15 protein-coding genes and 1 pseudogene are annotated in these 19,854 nt (G+C 62.2%); 6 read left to right on the forward strand and 10 right to left on the reverse strand.

The window, feature by feature from the left end; translation table 11 throughout:
* Window positions 1-88: 88 nt before the first annotated feature.
* From LUB09_RS13250 to argE, 3 genes are all read right to left on the reverse strand, one after another.
* Entirely contained in the window at window positions 89-1,477 is a 1,389-nt protein-coding gene (locus LUB09_RS13250; protein ID WP_209986151.1) for an OprD family porin, read from the reverse strand.
* Window positions 1,478-2,087: 610 nt separating this feature from the next.
* Window positions 2,088-3,386, reverse strand: coding sequence for an amino-acid N-acetyltransferase (argA, locus tag LUB09_RS13255; protein WP_209986156.1), 1,299 nt, complete (start codon window positions 3,384-3,386; stop codon window positions 2,088-2,090).
* 135 nt (window positions 3,387-3,521) lie between these two features.
* The gene (gene argE, locus LUB09_RS13260) at window positions 3,522-4,670 is read right to left on the reverse strand and encodes an acetylornithine deacetylase (protein WP_231422769.1); all 1,149 of its coding nucleotides are present in this window, start codon (window positions 4,668-4,670) and stop codon (window positions 3,522-3,524) included.
* 158 nt (window positions 4,671-4,828) lie between these two features.
* On the opposite strand from argE, the gene LUB09_RS13265 reads away from it, so the two are divergent.
* From LUB09_RS13265 to LUB09_RS13290, 6 genes and pseudogenes are all read left to right on the forward strand, one after another.
* The gene (locus tag LUB09_RS13265) at window positions 4,829-6,196 is read left to right on the forward strand and encodes a CYTH domain-containing protein (RefSeq protein ID WP_231422770.1); all 1,368 of its coding nucleotides are present in this window, start codon (window positions 4,829-4,831) and stop codon (window positions 6,194-6,196) included.
* 316 nt (window positions 6,197-6,512) lie between these two features.
* Window positions 6,513-8,188 (forward strand): annotated as a pseudogene (locus tag LUB09_RS13270) (GspE/PulE family protein).
* Window positions 8,189-8,264: 76 nt separating this feature from the next.
* A complete protein-coding gene (locus LUB09_RS13275) occupies window positions 8,265-9,185 on the forward strand; it encodes an SPFH domain-containing protein (RefSeq protein WP_057006438.1) in 921 nt (306 codons plus the stop codon).
* A gap of 10 nt (window positions 9,186-9,195) precedes the next feature.
* Window positions 9,196-9,642 (forward strand): NfeD family protein, encoded by a 447-nt coding sequence (locus LUB09_RS13280; RefSeq protein WP_231422771.1) that lies wholly within the window; start codon window positions 9,196-9,198, stop codon window positions 9,640-9,642.
* A 66-nt stretch (window positions 9,643-9,708) separates the two neighbouring features.
* Window positions 9,709-10,023 (forward strand): DUF2388 domain-containing protein, encoded by a 315-nt coding sequence (locus LUB09_RS13285; protein ID WP_003234790.1) that lies wholly within the window; start codon window positions 9,709-9,711, stop codon window positions 10,021-10,023.
* Between the two features lie 161 nt (window positions 10,024-10,184).
* Complete coding sequence (locus tag LUB09_RS13290) at window positions 10,185-11,327, forward strand: DegT/DnrJ/EryC1/StrS family aminotransferase (RefSeq protein ID WP_209986172.1); 1,143 nt, start codon at window positions 10,185-10,187, stop codon at window positions 11,325-11,327.
* Between the two features lie 140 nt (window positions 11,328-11,467).
* On the opposite strand, the gene gcvH is transcribed toward LUB09_RS13290, so the two are convergent.
* From gcvH to pepP, 7 genes are all read right to left on the reverse strand, one after another.
* Window positions 11,468-11,851 carry a glycine cleavage system protein GcvH gene (gene gcvH, locus LUB09_RS13295; protein WP_209986175.1) on the reverse strand — a complete coding sequence of 128 codons (384 nt, stop codon included), beginning with the start codon at window positions 11,849-11,851 and terminating at the stop codon, window positions 11,468-11,470.
* 53 nt (window positions 11,852-11,904) lie between these two features.
* Window positions 11,905-12,987, reverse strand: coding sequence for a glycine cleavage system aminomethyltransferase GcvT (gcvT, locus tag LUB09_RS13300; protein ID WP_209986178.1), 1,083 nt, complete (start codon window positions 12,985-12,987; stop codon window positions 11,905-11,907).
* 157 nt (window positions 12,988-13,144) lie between these two features.
* The gene (locus tag LUB09_RS13305; RefSeq protein ID WP_209986181.1) at window positions 13,145-14,761 is read right to left on the reverse strand and encodes an ABC transporter permease; all 1,617 of its coding nucleotides are present in this window, start codon (window positions 14,759-14,761) and stop codon (window positions 13,145-13,147) included.
* Window positions 14,762-14,917: 156 nt separating this feature from the next.
* Window positions 14,918-15,922 (reverse strand): extracellular solute-binding protein, encoded by a 1,005-nt coding sequence (locus LUB09_RS13310; protein WP_231422772.1) that lies wholly within the window; start codon window positions 15,920-15,922, stop codon window positions 14,918-14,920.
* 95 nt (window positions 15,923-16,017) lie between these two features.
* Window positions 16,018-17,235, reverse strand: coding sequence for a 2-octaprenyl-3-methyl-6-methoxy-1,4-benzoquinol hydroxylase (locus LUB09_RS13315; RefSeq protein ID WP_231422800.1), 1,218 nt, complete (start codon window positions 17,233-17,235; stop codon window positions 16,018-16,020).
* A 99-nt stretch (window positions 17,236-17,334) separates the two neighbouring features.
* Window positions 17,335-18,522: a 2-octaprenyl-6-methoxyphenyl hydroxylase gene (gene ubiH / locus LUB09_RS13320; protein ID WP_209986186.1), complete on the reverse strand. Its 1,188-nt coding sequence runs from the start codon at window positions 18,520-18,522 to the stop codon at window positions 17,335-17,337.
* Window positions 18,519-19,841 (reverse strand): Xaa-Pro aminopeptidase, encoded by a 1,323-nt coding sequence (gene pepP / locus LUB09_RS13325; protein WP_209986189.1) that lies wholly within the window; start codon window positions 19,839-19,841, stop codon window positions 18,519-18,521. Before pepP ends, ubiH begins: the two co-directional genes overlap by 4 nt.
* Between the last annotated feature and the right edge of the window lie 13 nt (window positions 19,842-19,854).

The following is a 19,854-nucleotide window of genomic DNA, read 5'->3' on the forward strand; positions in this document are numbered from 1 at the left end:
GAGGGATTCAGGAAGGGCTTGCGGGGGTTGAGCCCGACTTGAAGCAACACACCTTGCCCGGCATTGCGCCGGGCAAGGCTTTACGCTGTTACTTGAATGCGTAGCTGTAGCTGACGATTACACGGTTTTCGTCCTGATCGCGCGCTGCGGCAACATCGTTGCGCCACATAGCGTTTTTCCAGGCGACGCCGAGGTTTTTCAGCGGGCCTTCCGGGATCACGTAGGCAACGGTGATGTCACGTTCCCACTCGGACTGACCGGTGAACTCGGCACGGCTGCCGTTGACGGTATCGATGTCAGTACCTTTGAGGTAGACGATACCGGCGGTCAGGCCAGGCACGCCAACCTTGGCGAAGTCATACGCGTAGCGAGCCTGCCAGGTACGTTCGCCAGCACGGGCGAACTTGGCGATCTGCATGTCAGTGGTCAGGTAAGCCGACGAACCGTCGCCCTGGTTCAACCAAGGGAAGTCGCTGTTACCGTTGCTGACCTGATAACCACCACCGAAGGTGTGGCCGGCAATGGTGTACAGGAACAGGCCGCTGTACAGGTTGTTGTCAACCTTGCCACGACCGGAGTTCACGCCGCTGTAGTTGCCCGACGAGAAGTAGGCCGCTTCGCTGCCGTTCTTGCCGTCATCGGAGCTGTGGAAGTAACGCAGGTCAGACTTCAATACGCCCGGGCCGATTGCCCAGTTGTGGGTCAGACCCAGGAAGTGCTGCTTGTAGAAATCTTCCAGGTTGCCGTAGTAGTACTGGGCAGTCAGGTCTTTGGTGATCTTGTAGTCACCACCGGCGTAGTAGAACTTGTTGCTGTCACGCCAGTTCACGCCACGGGTGTTGGCACCAGCGATCGACAGGTTGTCGACGTTGCTGGAGTTACGACCCTTGGCCTTTTCGATCTGACCGGCAACCAGCGTCAGGTCCTTGATGTCATTGGTGGTGATCTGGCCACCCTGGAAGGTCTGCGGCAGCAGACGACCGTCGTTGGTCACGATAACCGGCAGCTTGGGTTGCAGCGTACCCAGCTTCAGTTCGGTCTGGGAGATCTTGGCTTTGGCAGTCAGGCCCAGGCTCGAGTAGTTATCAACGGCTTCGCCATTGGACTTGCTCGGGAACACGGTGCCGCCGTACGAACCAGGGCTGGTAGCGGTCGCCGGGCTCGCGCCGTTGGTGCCGCCGCCCGAATCCAGGCGAATGCCCAGCAGGCCGATGGCATCAAGACCGAAGCCTACGGTGCCTTGGGTGTAGCCGGAGATGAAGCGCAGATCGAAGCCCTGGCCCCATTCTTCCTGCTTGCTCTGTACACCAGCGGCCTTGTTGGCAGCACTGCCGGCAGCCGCGTCGCGGTTGTCGGTGTTGATGTAAAAGTTACGCACACCCAGCGTTACTTTACTGTCATCGATGAAACCGGCAGCGCCTGCTTGCTGGGCGATTGCGCCCAAAGCTACAGCCACAGCCAAGGTGGACTTCTTCATGTACCGCTCCTCTCGTTTCTAATTTTTGTGTTTCTTTGGTCGCGGGTCTGACGCCCTCGATCCACAGATGCGCGATTAGCACCGGTTAGTGACTGACAAGTCAATCGTAACCTTGTGTGTCTACTACCTTCGTCTAATCACAGTTGATTTGGTCCGTGCAGGGTAATGAGTTTCTCATACACCCAAAAAGAATTATTTCATCCTTTTTCATACGATTCAGGAATAAGACTTTGCAGGGCAGCGAACCGGTCAGAGTAGACGAGTTGCCGCGCAACCTAATTCCTAAAGGGTATTATTCAGAGCTTTTTTAGATCGCTTAGGACACTGCAGACGTCATTCACGACCAGAAAGGCGGCGCCATCATGGCTAAGCGCTATCCTGGCGTCAATTTGTTACAGTTTTTGTGTCACTAATAATTTCTTTGGTTGTCCAAGCGGCCGATTTGATCGCTGGCAATTGTTGTATCGGCGCGCTTTCACGGTTCTGAAGTATTGAAACAAATGTGGGAGGGGGCTTGCTCCCGACGGCATTCGATCAGTCAACACATCAGTGACTGAGCTAAGGCCATCGGGAGCAAGCCACCTCCCACATTTTTGATGTGTGCTGTCTTTTACAGCGCCTTTTCGAAGATCTTGGAATTGCGCTGATAGTTGTACAGCGACGCCCGCGCCGAAGGCAGGCGGTCTACGCTGCTGGGTTCAAAGCCGCGCTCGCGGAACCAGTGCGCGGTGCGCGTGGTAAGCACGAACAAGGTCTTCAAGCCCTGGGCCCTGGCACGGCCCTCGATACGCTCGAGCAACACATCACCGCGCGCGCCATGGCGGTATTCCGGGTTCACCGCCAGGCAGGCCAGCTCACCGGCGTCGGAATCGGCGATCTGGTACAGCGCGGCGCAGGCGATGATCATGCCTTCGCGTTCCACCACGCTGAACTGCTCGATCTCGCGCTCCAGCACTTCCCGCGAACGGCGTACCAGAATGCCCTGCTCTTCCAGCGGGCTGATCAGGTCAAGCAAACCGCCGACGTCTTCAATTGCCGCCTCGCGTACCAGTTCGAATTGCTCCTGGGCCACCAGCGTGCCGCCGCCGTCGCGGGTAAACAGCTCGGTGAGCAAAGCGCCGTTCTCGGCGTAGCTGACGATATGGCTGCGCCCCACGCCGCCGCGGCAAGCCTGGGCGGCAGCGTCGAGCAGTTCAGCCTGATAATTGCTGCCCAACCGCTGCAGGTGCGCCGGCACTTGCTGTGGACGCAACTCACGCACCAGGCGACCATTTTCGTCGATCAGACCAAGGTCGGCGCCAAACAGCAGCAGTTTGTCGGCAGCCAGGTCGATGGCGGCGCGGGTGGCCACATCTTCACAGGCCAGGTTGAAGATCTCGCCGGTGGGCGAGTACCCCAGCGGCGACAGCAGCACGATGGAGCGTTCGTCGAGCAGGCGATTGATGCCCTTGCGGTCGACCCGGCGTACTTCGCCCGTGTGGTGGTAGTCCACGCCGTCGAGCACGCCGATGGGCCGCGCGGTGACCAGATTGCCACTGGCCACACGCAGGCGTGAACCCTGCATGGGCGATGAGGCCATGTCCATGGACAGGCGCGCCTCGATGGCGATGCGCAAGTGCCCGACCGCATCGATCACACATTCCAGGGTGGCAGCATCGGTGATGCGCATGCCTTCGTGATAAGCCGACGTAAGGCCACGCGCCTCAAGGCGGGTTTCAATTTGCGGACGCGAGCCATGCACCAGCACCAGCCGCACACCCAGGCTGTGCAGCAGCACCAGGTCGTGGACGATATTGCCGAAGTTGGGGTGGTCCACACCGTCGCCAGGCAACATGACCACAAAGGTGCAATCGCGGTGGGCGTTGATGTAAGGGGAAGCGTGACGAAGCCAATTGACGTATTCGGGCATAACACCTGGGCCTGTAATAAAAAGCAGCCGAAAAAGGAAGGATCGTGGAAGCGCACGGCGGGCTGATGGTTATCGTCGGAACAGGCTTGGCGACACGCTCACTCTCCTTCTATGGACGTACAGGCAGGGGTTAATTTATGCAGGTTTGAGGCAGTAATGTTCGATCAGTTCGCGCAATAACTGCACTGTAGGCGTCAAGCGTGACATTTCGAGGTACTCGCCCGGCTGGTGCGCACAGGCGATATCACCAGGGCCGAGCACCAGGGTTTCGCAACCAAGGCGCTGAAGATAAGGCGCTTCGGTGCCAAACGCCACTGCTTCGGCACGATGGCCGGTCAAACGCTCCGCAACCCGCACCAGTTCGGCGTCTTCGGGCTGTTCGAACGGTGGCACTTCGGGAAACAGCGGCGCGTAGTCGATTTGGACGTGATGGCGCTCGGCCAGAGGTGCGAGTTTCTGCCGGATAGCGGCACGCAGCACTTCAGGGTCCATGCCCGGCAATGGCCGCAGGTCGAACTCCAGGGAGCACTGGCCGCAAATGCGGTTGGGGTTGTCGCCGCCGTGGATGCAGCCCAGGTTCAGGGTGGGCTGCGGCACGCTGAATTGCGGGTTGCGGTATTCGCGCTGCCAGGCCAGGCGCAGGCCGCGCAGTTCGCCGATGGCATCGTGCATGGCTTCAAGGGCGCTGTGGCCCAGGCTCGGGTCCGACGAATGGCCGCTGCGGCCGAGGATGTCGATGCGCTCCATCATCACGCCCTTGTGCAGGCGGATCGGCCTCAGGCCAGTGGGCTCGCCGATCACCGCTGCGCGGCCCAGCGGACGGCCCGCTTCGGCCAACGCCCGGGCGCCGGACATGGAGCTCTCTTCATCGCAGGTGGCGAGAATCAGCAACGGCTGTTTGAACGGCTGGTCGAGCAGCGGCAACACCGCTTCGATGGCCAGGGCGAAAAAACCCTTCATGTCGCAGCTGCCCAATCCTACCCAGCGGCCGTCAACTTCCGTCAGCTTGAGCGGATCGGTCTGCCACAAGGCGTCATCATACGGCACCGTGTCGCTGTGCCCGGCCAGCACCAGCCCGCCGGGACCGCTGCCGAAGGTGGCCAGCAGGTTGAACTTGCCGGGGCTGACCTGCTGGATGTCGATGGCAAAGCCCAGATCGCCCAGCCAACTGGCGAGCAGATCGATCACCGGACGGTTGGTCTGGTCCAGAGACGCCTGCGTGCAACTGACCGATGGCGCGGCAATCAGCGCGGCGAATTGCTCTTTCAGGGTAGGTAACGGCATGCGCGGCCTCTCGACTTCACGGATGGGGCCCACTATAGAGCCATCTGCACGACACAATAAACCGTTGCGGCGCGTTGCCGGGCTCAGTCCTGTACACTGCACGGCCTTGGCAGCCACTCTTTTCCCCGGCTGCGCTCCCGATCCTGGATTTTCCGGCCATGCAGAAAGAAACCGAAATCAAGCTCCGCGTCAGCCGCGAAACCCTCGCTGCGCTGCGTGAGCACCCGCTACTGAAAAAACGCAACAAAAGTGGCTGGGAACGCCGTGAGTTGATGAACCAGTATTTCGACACCCCCGAGCGCGACCTGGCCCAGGCCAAGGTTGCCCTGCGCCTGCGCAAGGACGGTGACGAGATTATCCAGACCCTCAAGACCCGTGGCCAAAGCATCGCCGGCCTGTCGGAACGCAACGAGTACAACTGGAACCTGCCCAAAGCCAAGCTCGACGTGAAGAAACTCGACGGCGAATGCTGGCCCGAGCAACTGGCCGAGCTGGACAAAAAGACCCTCAAGCCGATCTTCACTACCGATTTTGTGCGCGAGCGCGCCGAAATCGCCTGGGGCCGTGGCAAAGCCAAGGTGGTGATCGAAGCCGCCCTGGACCTGGGCCACGTGGTGGTCGGCAAGCAGAAAGAAGAAATCTGCGAGCTGGAACTGGAGCTGCGCGAAGGCGAACCGGCGGCCCTGCTGGAACTCGCCGCCGAGCTGGCCGCCACGCTGGCGCTGATGCCGTGTGACATCAGCAAGGCCGAGCGCGGCTACCGCCTGTACGACGCCGGCAGCTACTCCCTGAGCCTGCCGGCGCCGCAGATCCACGCCGAAATGCCGCTGGACGACGCCTTCGCCGCGATCATGTGGCACCTGCTGGGCAGCAGCCAGCGTCTGGCCGAGCAATACCGGTTCAACGGCCATTGGCGCCTGTTGCAGGACTGGGTCGATCACCTCGGCGAACTGCGCGCCCTGATCGGCAGCCTCGGTCAGGCGGCGCCACGCCAGTCCACCAGCGAACTGCGCAGCGCACTCGATGCCCTGCTCGAAGACTGGCGCCCGCTGGTACAGGCCGGTGACGACGACGAAGACATTCGCAAAGCCGCGCCGGAGCAATTTGCCGAAGAGCTCGAAGACGTGCGCTGGGGCCTGTTCTCATTGAACACCTCGCGCTGGCTGCTGGCCCGCACCTGGACCGCCGAGCGCACCGTGCGCGGCAACCGCCAGGGCGCAGCGCAACTCACCAACTGGCTGCCGCGCCTGCTGGCCGACGATGCCGTCGCCCTGCAACTGCCGCGCTACCAGCAGCAACCCGAAGACCTGGCTGAGCAGCTACCGCGCATCGAGCGCATCCAGGCCTGGCTGCATCACGCACGTCAGGTGGTGGAAATTGCCGAGCTGGACCGCCTGTACGGCGAGCTGAACAAGTTGGTGCAACTGGCCAACCAGCCGATCACCGATGAGTCGCTGGACGCGCGGATGCATCAGGCGATTGCGGTGTATCAGAACCGGGCGTGGAAAACGTTGCTGCGTCTGTAATACCAAACCACGGCCCTGTGGCGAGCGGGCTCGCCCCGCGTCGGGGTGCGAAGCGCTCCCCATCGAGCAAAACGCGGTGTAACTGATACGGCTCAGCGCCTGGCTTTGGGGCTGCTGCGCAGCCCAACGCAGGACAAGCCTGCTCGCCACAGGGAATCTGCGCTTAACTGAACGGCATTAGGGCAAGCCCGCTCGCCACGGGGATGTGGCGGCCTTAGCGTTGTTCAGCGTAAAAGCCTGCAATACACCCTGAGAGGCAAAAATACAGCACCTGACTAGCCTGAGGAGACGTCCAGCGCTTCTCAGGTAAATCTGCATGTCTGTTGATCACCGTTTGCAATTGCACGCGTTGCTGCCGCCTCTGGTCGAGGCCGGGCTGGTCGCAGCCGACGTCGCACAGCGCCTGTCGACATTGCCCGCCGGCAACCGGCATCCGCTGGAACTCATCGCGGCCCAGGGCGCCGACCTGGAAGCGCTGACGCAATGGCTCGCCCGGCAGGCCGGACAACCTTATCTGCGCATCGACCCGTTGAAGATCGACGTGACGACGGTGGTGCCGCTGATGTCCCACGCATTCGCCCAACGTCACGCGATCCTCGCTGTGGCCGTGGATGCACACACCGTCACCGTCGCCAGTGCCCAGCCCTATGTCACCGAGTGGGAAGCCGGCCTGGCGCAGGTGCTCAAACGCTCGATAAAGCGCGTGGTCGCCAACCCCCAGGCAATCGAGCACTGCATGGGCGAGTTCTACCGCGTGGCGAAGTCGGTGCGCGGCGCGGATCAGAAAATCGCGGCGCCTGCCAATGTCGAACTGCTCAACCTCGGCGGCAGCGATCAGGAGCCGGATGCCAACGACGCGCATATCGTCACGATCGTCGACTGGCTGTTGCAGTACGCCTTCAGCCAGCGTGCCAGCGATATCCACATCGAACCTTGCCTGGACCAGGGCCGCGTGCGCTTTCGCATCGATGGGCTGCTGCATGATGTCTATCAATTCCCGCCCCAGGTCACGATGGCAGTGGTCAGCCGCCTGAAAAGCCTGGGCCGGATGAACGTGGCGGAAAAACGCAAACCCCAGGACGGCCGCCTCAAGACCAGAAGCCCTGCGGGCGCCGAGGTGGAGTTGCGTCTGTCGACCTTGCCCACGGCCTTTGGCGAGAAACTGGTGATGCGGATTTTCGACCCCCAGGTGCTGCTCAAGGACTTCGACCAGCTCGGCCTGTCGCCCGAAGACCAGCGGCGCTGGCACGCCATGACCAGCAAGGCCCATGGCATCATCCTGGTCACCGGACCGACCGGTTCCGGCAAGACCAGCACCCTCTACACCACGCTCAAGCGACTGGCGACCCGCGAGGTCAACCTGTGCACGGTGGAGGACCCGGTCGAAATGGTCGAGCCGGCGTTCAACCAGATGCAGGTGCAGCACAATATCGACCTGACCTTCGCCAGCGGCATTCGCGCCCTGCTGCGCCAGGACCCGGACATCATCATGATCGGCGAGATACGCGACCAGGAAACCGCCGAAATGGCGATCCAGGCCGCGCTTACCGGGCACCTCGTGCTGTCGACCCTGCACACCAACGACGCGCCCAGCGCCATCAGCCGCTTGCAGGAGCTGGGGATTGCTCATTATTTGATCAAAGCCACCTTGCTGGGGGTCATGGCCCAGCGTCTGGTACGCCTGCTGTGCCCCGCCTGCAAGCGCGTTGCGGGCGATAGCTGCGAGGCCGTGGGGTGCGCAGAGTGCCGTGACAGCGGTTACCGAGGCCGGGCCGGCGTCTACGAAATCATGGTGATGGATGAGGCGCTCACGACACTGATCACGCCCGGCACCGATGTGCAGGCATTGCGCAAGGCGGCGTTGCGGCAAGACATGCACAGCCTGCGGATGGCCGGGTTGCTGAAGGTACAGGCCGGGCTGACCACCCTGGCCGAAGTGCTGCGGGTCACCCCTGGAGATTCAGAAATAATCCTTTGATTGTCGGACAATGAAACCGTCTTATCGGCGACAACCCCGTTACAATCGGCCGAACGTCGTTTTACCGACACCATCAGATAGGGAATCGCAATGCAGATCGGAACCGTACTGCTTCTTTTCGTGGGTTTGGCCATCGCCATTCTTTTCATGGGCTTCAAGGTGGTGCCCCAGGGCTACCAGTGGACGGTCGAGCGTTTTGGCCGCTACACCAACACCCTCAAGCCTGGCCTCAATATCATCATTCCGGTCATGGACCGCATCGGTCGCAAGATCAACGTGATGGAAAGCGTGCTGGATATCCCGCCCCAGGAAGTGATCACCGCCGACAACGCCACTGTGCAGATCGACGCCGTGTGCTTCTTCCAGGTGGTAAACACCGCCCAGGCGGCCTACGAGGTCAACAACCTCGAACACGCCATCCGCAACCTGCTGCAAACCAATATCCGTACCGTGCTCGGTTCCATGGAACTGGACGCCATGCTCAGCCAGCGTGACGGCATCAACGAAAAGCTACTGCGCACCGTCGACGAAGCCACGGCGCCGTGGGGCATCAAGATCACGCGTATCGAAATCAAGGACATCAGCCCGCCGGCAGACCTGATGGCTGCCATGTCCGGGCAGATGAAGGCCGAGCGAATCAAGCGTGCGCAGATTCTCGAAGCCGAAGGCCTGCGCGCTTCGGCGATCCTGACCGCCGAGGGCAAGAAGCAGGCGCAGATCCTCGAGGCCGAGGGTAGCCGACAGGCCGCATTCCTGGAGTCTGAAGCCCGTGAGCGTCAGGCCGAAGCGGAAGCCCGCGCCACGCAAGTGGTGTCGGAAGCAATCGCGTCGGGCAACGTGCAGGCGGTCAACTATTTTGTCGCGCAAAAGTACATCGACGCCCTGGGCAAGCTGGCGTCGGCCAACAACAGCAAGGTGATCCTCATGCCGCTGGAAGCCAGCCAGGTGATCGGCGCCATCGGTGGTATCGGCGAGATCGTCAAGGCAACGTTCGACAACAAGAAAGGCTGAGACCATCGCCATGTGGGAATTCCTTCAGCATCTGTCGTTCTGGGACTGGTTGGCACTGGGTACCGTGTTGTTGATTCTCGAGGTGTTCGGGGCCGGCGGGTATCTGCTGTGGATGGGCATCGCGGCCGCTGCGGTGGGCGTAATCAAGTTCGTGGTGCCATCGCTGGGGCTGGAATGGCAACTGCTGCTGTTCGCCCTGCTGTCGATTCTGACGGCGGTGTACTGGTGGAAGCGTCAGCGCAGCAGCGCCAAGGCGAGCGATCAGCCGGGTCTGAACGAGCGGGGCTCGGAGCTGATCGGCCGCACCTTTGTTGTGCATCAAGCCATTGTGGATGGCCGGGGCAAGGTGAAAGTCGGCGACGGTGTATGGATGGTGACCGGCCCGGATACGCCTGCAGGCGCTCAAGTGCGGGTGATCGGCCAGGACGGCGTGGTATTGAAAGTCGAAACTGTTTAGTCATGATTGAACTCGATTGGTCTGATTACAATCAAACCCAACAGACAACCACCGGAGTCACCTACCATGCGTCTTAAATATGCTGTCGCAACCCTCGCTGTGCTATCCCTCCCAGTCGGTTCAGCCATGGCCGACAGCTTCTGGCGCAATGTCATCTCGTCGGGTGCCACGACCGGCTCCACGTACCTGACCTTCAAGGACCACAAGATGGTGGTTGCCGCTCAAGACGACGCAGGCAGCTTCGTTGCCAGCGACGGCGGCATCCGCGGCCCTTACCTGGAAGCCGCCATGCAGAAGGTCCGCGCCGACAACCCTGGCCTGCAGGCCACGGACATGCAACTGGCCAACGCCATTCTCGCGAAGAATGCCGTTACCGAGTGATACCTGCTCTAAAGGATGCCGCTTTTTCAAGCGGCATTTTTTTGCCTGCCAGATGACAATTCGTTCACCGGCGACAGGCTATATTCAGTCGAACCGTGCAACCATGCCGGGCACTCACAGCCTTTATTCGTCGCCACTCTGAAACGGATGCCTTCCTCGTCATGAGCCAACAGCCCTTCCTGCCGTTTTCCAAACCCACCATCGATGAAGCCACTATCTCGGCGGTCGGCGATGTGCTGCGCTCCGGCTGGATCACCAGCGGGCCGAAAGTGCAGGCATTCGAAGCACAGCTGTCGGAATATTTCGGCGGGCGCCCGGTACGCACGTTCAACTCGGGCACCTGCACCATGGAGATTGCCTTGCGCATCGCCGGTATCGGGCCGGGCGATGAAGTCATTACCACGCCAATCTCGTGGGTCGCTACAGCCAACGTGATTCTGGAAGTGGGTGCAACGCCGGTGTTTGCCGATATCGATCCGGTCACCCGCAATATCGATCTGACGCAGGTGGAAGCGGCCATTACCCCGCGTACCAAGGCGATCATTCCGGTATACCTGGCCGGTTTGCCGCTGGATATGCCAATGCTTTATGCACTGGCCAACAAGTACAACCTGCGCATCATTGAAGACGCCGCCCAGGCCCTGGGCTCCAGCTGGGATGGCGAGCGAATCGGCGCCACCGGCGACTTCGTTTCCTTCAGTTTCCAGGCGAATAAAAACATCACCTCGTCCGAGGGCGGTTGCCTGGTATTGAACAACGCCGAGGAAGCACGCCTGGCGGAAAAATACCGCCTGCAGGGTGTTACCCGCACCGGCTTTGACGGCCTGGACGTGGATGTGTTGGGTGGCAAGTTCAACATGACTGATATCGCCGCTGCCATCGGCCTGGGCCAGTTCGCCCATATCGAAAAAATCACCGCCCACCGCCAAAATCTGGCGCGGCATTACTTCCAGTGCTTCGGCAGTGATTTTGAACAGGCATACGGCGCGCAATTACCGCCAGCGGACTTCGAAAACAGCAACTGGCACCTGTTCCAACTGGTGCTGCCGGAACGCCAGGACGGCTTGCCCGCCCGCGCGACGTTCATGGAGCAGATGCAGGCCCATGGCGTCGGCATCGGTTACCACTACCCACCGATCCACCTGCTGAGCCTTTATCGGGCACAGGGTTTCAAGGAAGGCATGTTCCCGGTGGCGGAAAAAGTCGGCCGTTTGATTGTGTCGTTGCCGATGTTTACGGCAATGACCGAGGCGGATGTGGAACGAGCGGTAGCGGCGGTCAAAGCGGTACTGAACGCGAACTGAAAAATCCGGCTCACCTCAACCCAATGTGGGCGCTGGCTTGCCTGCGATGACATCACTGCGGTGTAACTGATACACCAAGGTGTCTGCATCGCAGGCAAGCCAGCGCCCACACTGGTTTGTGCTGTTTCAACGCTTTGCGTTTACTCGCCGATAGCAGCCTTGTAGCCGGCGGCGTCCAGCAGTTTATCCAGGTCAGCCGGGTTGCTTGGCTTGAGCTTGAAGATCCACGCGCCGTAAGGGTCGGAGTTCAGCAGCTCGGGGCTGCCACTCAGCTCTTCGTTCACAGCGATCACTTCGCCAGCCACTGGCGCGTAGATATCCGAGGCGGCCTTCACCGACTCAACCACCCCCGCCTGCCCTTCGGCTTCAAACGTGGCGCCCACTTCGGCCAACTCAACAAACACCACATCCCCCAGCGCTTCCTGGGCATGGTCGGAAATCCCGACGGTCACCGTGCCGTCGGCTTCCAGACGGGCCCATTCGTGACTTTCGGCAAAACGCAGTTCGGCAGGGATAGTGCTCATATTCTGTGCCCTCTAGAAGGAATGTCAGCGGCCAAATGGCCTGCCGGAAATAGTTAGATCAGTGTCTTGCCATGGCGCACGAAGGTCGGTTTGACCACTCGAACCGGGTACCACTTGCCGCGGATTTCCACCTCGGCCCGGTCGGCCGTCGCCGTCGGTACACGCGCCAGGGCAATGGATTTGCTCAGCGTAGGGGAGAAACTACCACTGGTGATCTCTCCTTCGCCAACATTGGCGATACGAACCACCTGATGAGCGCGTAAAACGCCGCGTTCTTCCAGGACCAAACCCACCAGCTTGAACTGCACACCCGCCGCCAGTTCGGCTTCCAGCGCCGCGCGCCCGATGAAGTCGCGCTCCGCCGGCTCCCAGGCAATGCTCCAGGCCATATTGGCCGCCAGGGGCGAAACGTCCTGATGAATATCCTGACCATACAGGTTCATGCCCGCTTCCAGGCGCAGGGTATCGCGGGCGCCGAGGCCGATGGGGGAAATACCGGCACCGACCAGGTCGTTGAAAAATCCCGGAGCCTGCTCGGCTGGCAAGACAATTTCCAGGCCGTCTTCGCCGGTGTAGCCGGTGCGAGCGATAAACCAGTCGCCGTCGGCCTGGCCTTCAAAGGGCTTGAGCTGGTGGATCAGGGTGCTGCGGGATTGGGTCACCAGCTCGGCGATTTTCTGTCGGGCATGGGGGCCTTGAATGGCGAGCATCGCCAGTTCCGTGCGCTCATGCAGTTGCACCTGGTAGTCACCAAGCTGCGCCTGCATCCAGGCCAGGTCCTGGTCACGGGTGGCGGCGTTGAACACCAGCCGGTAACCGGTCTGGGTGCGATAGACGATCATGTCGTCCACCACGCCGCCCTGCTCATTGAGCATGGCGCTGTAAAGCGCACGGCCGCAGCCATGCAAACGATCGACGTCATTGGCCAGCAGGCGCTGAAGCCACTCCCTGGCCTGAAGGCCTGTGACATCGACCACGGTCATGTGGGACACATCGAACACCCCGCAGTCGCGTCGCACCTGATGGTGCTCCTCAACTTGCGAGCCGTAGTGCAGAGGCATATCCCAACCGCCAAAATCGACCATTTTCGCGCCCAGGGCGAGATGCAGGTCATACAGAGGCGTACGCTGTCCCATGGGTTTCTCCTTCCGGGCTTGGCGAAGATGCGCAGGCTTGCCATATGCGCTGGACACCTTTTAATCACAAGGCCTGCAGCCACGCACAGCGACCCGATCCGAAAGACGGCGCGCACCGAATGCCGCGCATTGTAGCCGCAAGCTGTAGGACTGGCACCTAGCCGATTGGCCGGGCCGAGCGACGAATCAGGCCGATGACGGGCAACAGGCCGACACACACCAGCGTCAAAGCCGGCAGCGACGCCCTTGCCCACTCGCCTTCGCTGGTCATTTCAAAGATCCGCACCGCCAGTGTGTCCCAGCCAAACGGGCGCATCAGCAGGGTCGCGGGCATTTCCTTGAGCACATCGACGAACACCAGCAGCGCCGCGCTCAGGGTGCCCGGCAGCAACAGCGGCAGATACACTTTGCAAAACAGTCGTGGCCCACTGACCCCCAGACTGCGCCCCGCTTCAGGCAATGACGGGCGGATGCGCGCCAGGCTGTTTTCCAGCGGCCCGTAGGCCACCGCAAGGAACCGCACCAGATACGCCAGCACCAGCGCCAACAGGCTGCCCAGCAGCAACGGCTTGCCCGCACCGCCCAGCCAGCCGGACAGCGGCACCACCAGAACGCGGTCCAGATAGCTGAACGCCAACATGATCGACACCGCCAGCACCGACCCCGGCAACGCGTAACCGACGTTGGCCAGGCTGACGCCGGAGCGAATCGCCCGGGTCGGCGCCAGACGGTTGGCGAACGCCAGCAGCAGCGCCACGCTGACGGTGATAAGCGCCGCGATACCGCCCAGATAAAGGGTGTGCACGATCAGCCCCGTGTAACGTTCATCCAGATCGAAGCGGCCACGCTGCCAGAACCACACCACCAACTGCAGCATCGGAATCACAAAGGCACAGGCGAACACCAGACCACACCAGGCAGTGGCCACCGCCGCCTTGACCCCGCGCAAGTGATACAGCGCCTTGCCCCGTGGCCGATCATTGCCGGGTCGGCTGGCGCCGCGCGCGCGCCGCTCGCCGTACAGCACCAGCATCACCACCAGCAGCAACAGGCTGGCCAGTTGAGCCGCGCTGGACAGGCTGAAAAAACCGTACCAGGTCTTGTAGATCGCGGTGGTAAACGTGTCGAAGTTGAACACCGAGACCGCGCCAAAATCCGCCAGGGTCTCCATCAACGCCAACGCTACGCCCGCGCCGATCGCCGGCCTGGCCATCGGCAACGCGACGCGCCAGAACGCCTGCCACGGCGATTGCCCGAGTATCCGCGCCGCCTCCATCAGGCCTTTGCCCTGGGCCAGGAATGCGCTGCGCGCGAGCAGATACACGTAAGGGTAGAACACCAGCACCAGCACGATGATCACGCCGCCGGTGGAGCGCACGCGCGGCAGGCGCAAGCCGCTGCCGAACCCTTCGCGCAGCAGGCTCTGCACCGGGCCTGCAAAATCCAGCAGGCCGACAAAGACAAAGGCCAGTACATACGCCGGAATCGCAAAAGGCAGCATCAACGCCCAGTCGAGCCAGCGCCGTCCGGGGAACTCGCAGAGGCTGGTCAACCAGGCCAGGCTGACGCCCAACAAGGTCACACCGACGCCAACGCCAAGCACCAGCGTGAGCGTATTGCCCAGCAGGCGTGGCATCTGGGTATCCCACAGGTGGGCCCAGATTTGTGCATCAACAGTTTGCCAAGACAGCAACAGCACGCTCAGTGGCAATAGCACCAGGGCGGCGACGGTGAACACCGGCAGGTACCAGCGGCGTTGGGCGGGGTGGGCCAAGAGCAAACTTCCTGCGAATGACGATCCAAAGGCAAAACACAGTGTGGGAGGGGGCTTGCTCCCGATAGCGGGTTGTCAGTCTACTCATGAGTAACTGATCCACTGCTATCGGGAGCAAGCCCCCTCCCACATATTGATCTGCGGCGCTTTACACGTTCAGTTCCAGCCAGCGCGATCCATCAGGCGAATCGCCTCAGCCTGACGCTTGCCCGCTACTTCCACCGGCAAGGTATCGGCCACGAACTTGCCCCAGGTCGCCACTTCGGCAGAAGGCGGCACCGCCGGGTTGGCCGGGAACTCCTGGTTCACATCCGCAAAAATCTTCTGCGCCTCAGGCGTGGTCATCCACTCCACCAGCGCCTTGGCGGCGTCCGGGTGCGGCGCGTGCCTGGTCAGGCCGATGCCCGACAGGTTGACGTGCACGCCACGGTCGCCCTGGTTCGGCCAGAACAGCTTCACCGCCAACTCCGGCTTCTGCTTGTGCAGGCGACCGTAGTAGTAGGTGTTGACGATGCCCACGTCGCATTGCCCGGCGTTGATCGCCTCCAGGACCGCAATGTCGTCGGAAAACACGTCGGTGGACAGGTTGTTGACCCAGCCCTTGACGATTTCCTCGGTCCTGGCCGCGCCGTGGGTTTCGATCAGGGTGGCGGTCAGCGATTGGTTATAGACCTTCTTCGCCGTGCGCAGGCACAGGCGGCCTTCCCATTGTTTGTCGGCGAGGGCTTCGTAGGTGGTCAGGTCGCCCGGTTTCACCCGGTCGGTGGAATAGGCGATGGTACGCGCGCGCAGGCTCAAGCCGGTCCAGGCGTGAGCGGATGAGCGATATTGCAACGGGATGTTCTTGTTGATGACCGCCGAGGTGAACGGTTGCAGGATGCCCATGTGCTCGGCCTGCCAGAGGTTGCCGGCGTCGACGGTGAGCAGCAGGTCGGCGGTGGCGTTTTCGCCCTCGGCCTTGATGCGCTGCATCAGCGGCGCTTCCTTGTCGGTGATGAACTTCACCTGCACGCCGGTCTTTTGGGTGTAGGCGTCGAACACCGGTTTGATCAGTTCGTCGATGCGCGAGGAGTAGACCACGACCTCGTCGGCTGCCTGGGCGCTGCTGCAGCCGATCAGGGTGAGTGCCAGGGCAGTCAGGAGGCGCTTGGGTGCCGACATGGGGGCGGTCGCTCATTTGCAAAAAGAGGGCAAATGATAAGGACTCACATTTGGTAACGCTTGGTGGAGGCGTTACCAGATGTTGCACGGCAGTGTCAGGGTTTCGCCAACTCCGGCAGATCCCCGGCCAGCCCCAACGCCTGGCGAACGAACACAGCCTTGGCTTCAGGCATCCGATTGACCACCTTCAACCCGGTATTACGCAACCAGCGCAACGGCAGTTGATCGGCCTGGAACAGGCGCTCGAAGCCTTCCATCGCCGCCATCAACGCCAGGTTGTGCGGCATGCGCCGACGCTCGTAACGGCTCAGGACTTTCACCTCGGCCAGGCGTTCACCGCGCTCGCTCGCCGCCCGCAGCACCTCGGCCAGCACCGCAGCATCGAGCAACCCCAGGTTAACGCCCTGCCCCGCCAGCGGATGAATCGCGTGGGCCGCATCGCCGATCAGTGCCAGGCCTTCGGCCACGTAGCGCTTGGCATGACGCTGGCGCAAGGGCACGCAGACGCGCGGGTCGGCGCTGACCACCGTTCCCAGCCGCCCTTCGAATGCGCGCTCCAGCTCACGGCAGAAGCGTTCATCGTCCAGCGCCATCAAGCGTTCGGACTCAGCCGGCGTGGTCGACCACACAATCGAACACCATTCCTGCTGCCCGTCCCGCTCCAGCGGCAGAAATGCCAGCGGGCCGGTATCGGTGAAGCGCTGCCACGCCGTACGCTGGTGCGGCTGGCTACTGCGCACGCTGGTGACGATGGCGTTGTGCAGGTAATCCCATTCGCGGGTGGCGGTGCCGGTCAGGCGGCGCACGGCGGAGTTGGCGCCATCGGCGGCCACCACCAATGGCGTACGCAGCTTGCGGCCATCTGCCAGGGTCAGCAGCCAGTCGTCGCCGGAACGACGCATCTGCTCCAGGCGTGCATTGGCCAGCAAGCCCAGGTCGCAGTCGTGCAGGCGATCGAGCAAGGCGTCCTGCACCACACGGTTTTCAACGATATGCCCGAGCACGTCGGCGTGCACACTGGCCGCCGAAAAGTGGATCTGCCCGGTGCCGCTGCCGTCCCACACCTGCATTTCGCCATATGGGCTGGCGCGGCGCGCCACGATGCCATCCCACACGCCAAGCCGTTCGAGGATGCGCTGGCTGGCGGCCGACAAGGCGCTCACCCGCGGCTCGAACGCTGCGTCTGGGTCAAACGGTTTGACGCTCAGCGGGCTGCCATCGAGCAGCAGCACCTGCAGGCCACTGCCCTGCAACGCCAGCGCCAGGGCGCTTCCGACCATTCCGGCCCCGACAATCAGCACATCTGCGCGCATGTCCATGCTTTAAACCTGCCTCGCTGGCGGCCTGCGCCGCACGTAAAGGGTTTTGCCGACGCACCTGATCAAGCAAGGCATCGTCGATAAAGAATTCACTCACACATCCGAGCGCGTGCCCAGGCCCATGGCCTGACGGGCGAACCAGCGCTTGGCCGGCGGCAACAGGTCCAGGCCCAGCAGGCCGAGGTTACGGCCCAATGCCACCAACGGCTGGCCGCTGCCAAACAGGCGCGTCACCTGGTCGGAGAAGCCCACGGTCAGTTGCTGATCGCCGCGCTGACGGTCGCGATAAGCCTGCAAGGTCGCGAGGTCGCCCGGCACTTGCGGACCGGCCAGCAGGGCTTCGGCCAGGGCATCCGTATCGCGCAGGGACAGGTTGAAGCCCTGCCCGGCAATCGGATGCAGGCTATGGGCCGCATTGCCAAGGATCGCCAGGTGCGAGCGCACTTGTTCTTCAGCCTCCACCAGAGTCAGCGGGTACAAATGACGCGCGCCGACTTGCTTGAACGTGCCCAGGCGGTAGCCGAACACGCTCTGCAGTTCGCTGAGGAAGCTGCGCTCATCGAGGTCGACCAGGCGCTGGGCATCCATGCCGATGCGGGTCCAGATCAGCGCGCAGCGGTTGTCCGGCAGCGGCAGCAAGGCCATCGGGCCGTCATCGGTAAAACGCTCGAAAGCCTCGCCGTTGTGGGCTTCGCTCGGGGTCACATTGGCGATCAGCGCGCTCTGGTTATACGGCCGGGTTTTGACACCGATGCCGAGCTGTTCACGCAAGCTGGAACGGCCACCATCGGCCAGCACCGCAAGGTCGCAAGACAGCACCGTTTCATCGTTGAGGGTCAGGCGATAGCCGTCCGGCAACGGCTCCATACGCGTGACTTGCGCCGGACAGCGCCAGCTCACCACGTCTTTATCAAGGCTCTGCCACAGGCATTGGCCGAGCCAGGCGTTTTCCACCACATAGCCCAGGGCCGGCACGCCTTCCTCCAGAGCGGACAGGCGCGCGGTGGAGAAACGGCCACGGTCAGACACGTGAATCTGCTTGATCGGCTCGGCTCGGCGGGAAATGTCCTGCCAGACGCCCAGCCGCTGATAGATCTGCCGCGCGCCGAATGACAGCGCCGAGGACCTCGCATCGTAGCTTGGCTGGTAGCTGTCGCCCGGGGCGAAGGGTTCGATCAGCATGATCTTCCAGCCCCGCGCCTTGGCGCCGGCCTGCAATGCCAGCGCCAGGCTCGCGCCCACCAGACCGCCGCCGACAATCGCCAGGTTGACCCGGCTCATCGCGCAGCCGCCATCAGCGCTTCGATTTCGGCCACGGTCTTGGGCACGCCGCCGGTCAGGATTTCACAGCCCTTCTTGGTCACCACCACGTCGTCCTCAATGCGCACGCCAATGCCACGCCATTTCTTTGCCACGTTCTGATTATCCGGGGAAATATAGATACCCGGCTCCACGGTCAATACCATGCCCACTTCCAGCACACGCCACTCGCCACCGACCCGGTACTCACCGACATCGTGCACGTCCATGCCCAGCCAGTGGCCGGCGCGGTGCATGTAAAACGCGCGGTAGGCTTCGCTGGCGATCAACTCGTCGACATCGCCCTGCAGCAGCCCGAGGCTCACCAGCCCGGCGGTGATCACGCGCACGGTCGCCTCGTGGGCCTGGTTCCAATGCTTGTTCGGCGCGATCTCGGCAAAGGCGGCTTCCTGGGACGCCAGCACGATCTCATAGATCGCCTTTTGCTCGGCCGAGAACCTGCCGTTGACCGGCCAGGTGCGCGTGATGTCACTGGCGTAGCAGTCGATCTCGCAACCGGCGTCGATCAGCACCAGATCGCCGTCCTTGAGCAGCGCGTCATTCTGCTGGTAATGCAGGATGCAGCTGTTGCGCCCGGCGGCAACGATGGAGCCATAGGCCGGCATTTTCGCCCCACCCTGGCGAAACACGTAATCCAGCTCGGCTTCGAGGCTGAACTCATGCAGACCGGCGCGACTGGCCTGCATCGCCCGCACATGGGCCGCGCAGGAAATGCGCGCGGCCTCGCGCATCACCCTGAGCTCTGCCGCCGACTTGTACAGACGCATGTCGTGCAACAGATGATCCAGGGCCACGAACTCTTTGGGCGGCTGGGCGCCCAGGTGGGCTTTGGAACGGATCACGTTGATCCACTCCATCACATGGCGGTCGAACTCGGCATTGCTGCCCATGGCCGAATACACCCGGTCGCGGCCTTCGATCAGGCCGGGCAGGATGTCGTCGATATCGGTGATGGGGAAAGCGTCGTCAGCGCCAAAGTCGCGGATCGCGCCTTCGGTGCCGGCGCGCAGGCCGTCCCACAGTTCGCGCTCGGCGTTGCGCTCGCGGCAGAACAGCACGTACTCGCCGTGCTGGCGACCGGGCATCAGCACGATCACCGCCTGCGGTTCAGGGAAGCCGCTCAGGTACTGGAAATCGCTGTCCTGGCGGTAGACATGCTCGACATCACGATTACGAATGGCCACCGCAGCGGCCGGCAGAATCGCGATGCTGTTGGGTTCCATCTGCGCCATGAGCGCCTTGCGGCGCCGGGTGTATTCCGCTTTGGGGATATGGATCATGGGCAGAGGGGCT

Source organism: Pseudomonas sp. Leaf59 (genome assembly GCF_920984685.1).
GTDB lineage: Bacteria > Pseudomonadota > Gammaproteobacteria > Pseudomonadales > Pseudomonadaceae > Aquipseudomonas.

What these genes read in the sequence shown, in the direction of transcription:
- LUB09_RS13280 (WP_231422771.1), top strand. Translation starts at nt 9,196, where the DNA reads ATGTGGGAATTCCTTCAGCATCTGTCGTTCTGGGACTGGTTGGCACTG.
- LUB09_RS13285 (WP_003234790.1), top strand. Translation starts at nt 9,709, where the DNA reads ATGCGTCTTAAATATGCTGTCGCAACCCTCGCTGTGCTATCCCTCCCA.
- LUB09_RS13265 (WP_231422770.1), top strand. Translation starts at nt 4,829, where the DNA reads ATGCAGAAAGAAACCGAAATCAAGCTCCGCGTCAGCCGCGAAACCCTC.
- LUB09_RS13290 (WP_209986172.1), top strand. Translation starts at nt 10,185, where the DNA reads ATGAGCCAACAGCCCTTCCTGCCGTTTTCCAAACCCACCATCGATGAA.
- pepP (WP_209986189.1), bottom strand. Translation starts at nt 19,841, where the DNA reads ATGATCCATATCCCCAAAGCGGAATACACCCGGCGCCGCAAGGCGCTC.
- LUB09_RS13275 (WP_057006438.1), top strand. Translation starts at nt 8,265, where the DNA reads ATGCAGATCGGAACCGTACTGCTTCTTTTCGTGGGTTTGGCCATCGCC.
- ubiH (WP_209986186.1), bottom strand. Translation starts at nt 18,522, where the DNA reads ATGAGCCGGGTCAACCTGGCGATTGTCGGCGGCGGTCTGGTGGGCGCG.
- gcvH (WP_209986175.1), bottom strand. Translation starts at nt 11,851, where the DNA reads ATGAGCACTATCCCTGCCGAACTGCGTTTTGCCGAAAGTCACGAATGG.
- LUB09_RS13250 (WP_209986151.1), bottom strand. Translation starts at nt 1,477, where the DNA reads ATGAAGAAGTCCACCTTGGCTGTGGCTGTAGCTTTGGGCGCAATCGCC.
- gcvT (WP_209986178.1), bottom strand. Translation starts at nt 12,987, where the DNA reads ATGGGACAGCGTACGCCTCTGTATGACCTGCATCTCGCCCTGGGCGCG.
- argE (WP_231422769.1), bottom strand. Translation starts at nt 4,670, where the DNA reads ATGCCGTTACCTACCCTGAAAGAGCAATTCGCCGCGCTGATTGCCGCG.
- argA (WP_209986156.1), bottom strand. Translation starts at nt 3,386, where the DNA reads ATGCCCGAATACGTCAATTGGCTTCGTCACGCTTCCCCTTACATCAAC.
- LUB09_RS13315 (WP_231422800.1), bottom strand. Translation starts at nt 17,235, where the DNA reads ATGCGCGCAGATGTGCTGATTGTCGGGGCCGGAATGGTCGGAAGCGCC.
- LUB09_RS13310 (WP_231422772.1), bottom strand. Translation starts at nt 15,922, where the DNA reads ATGTCGGCACCCAAGCGCCTCCTGACTGCCCTGGCACTCACCCTGATC.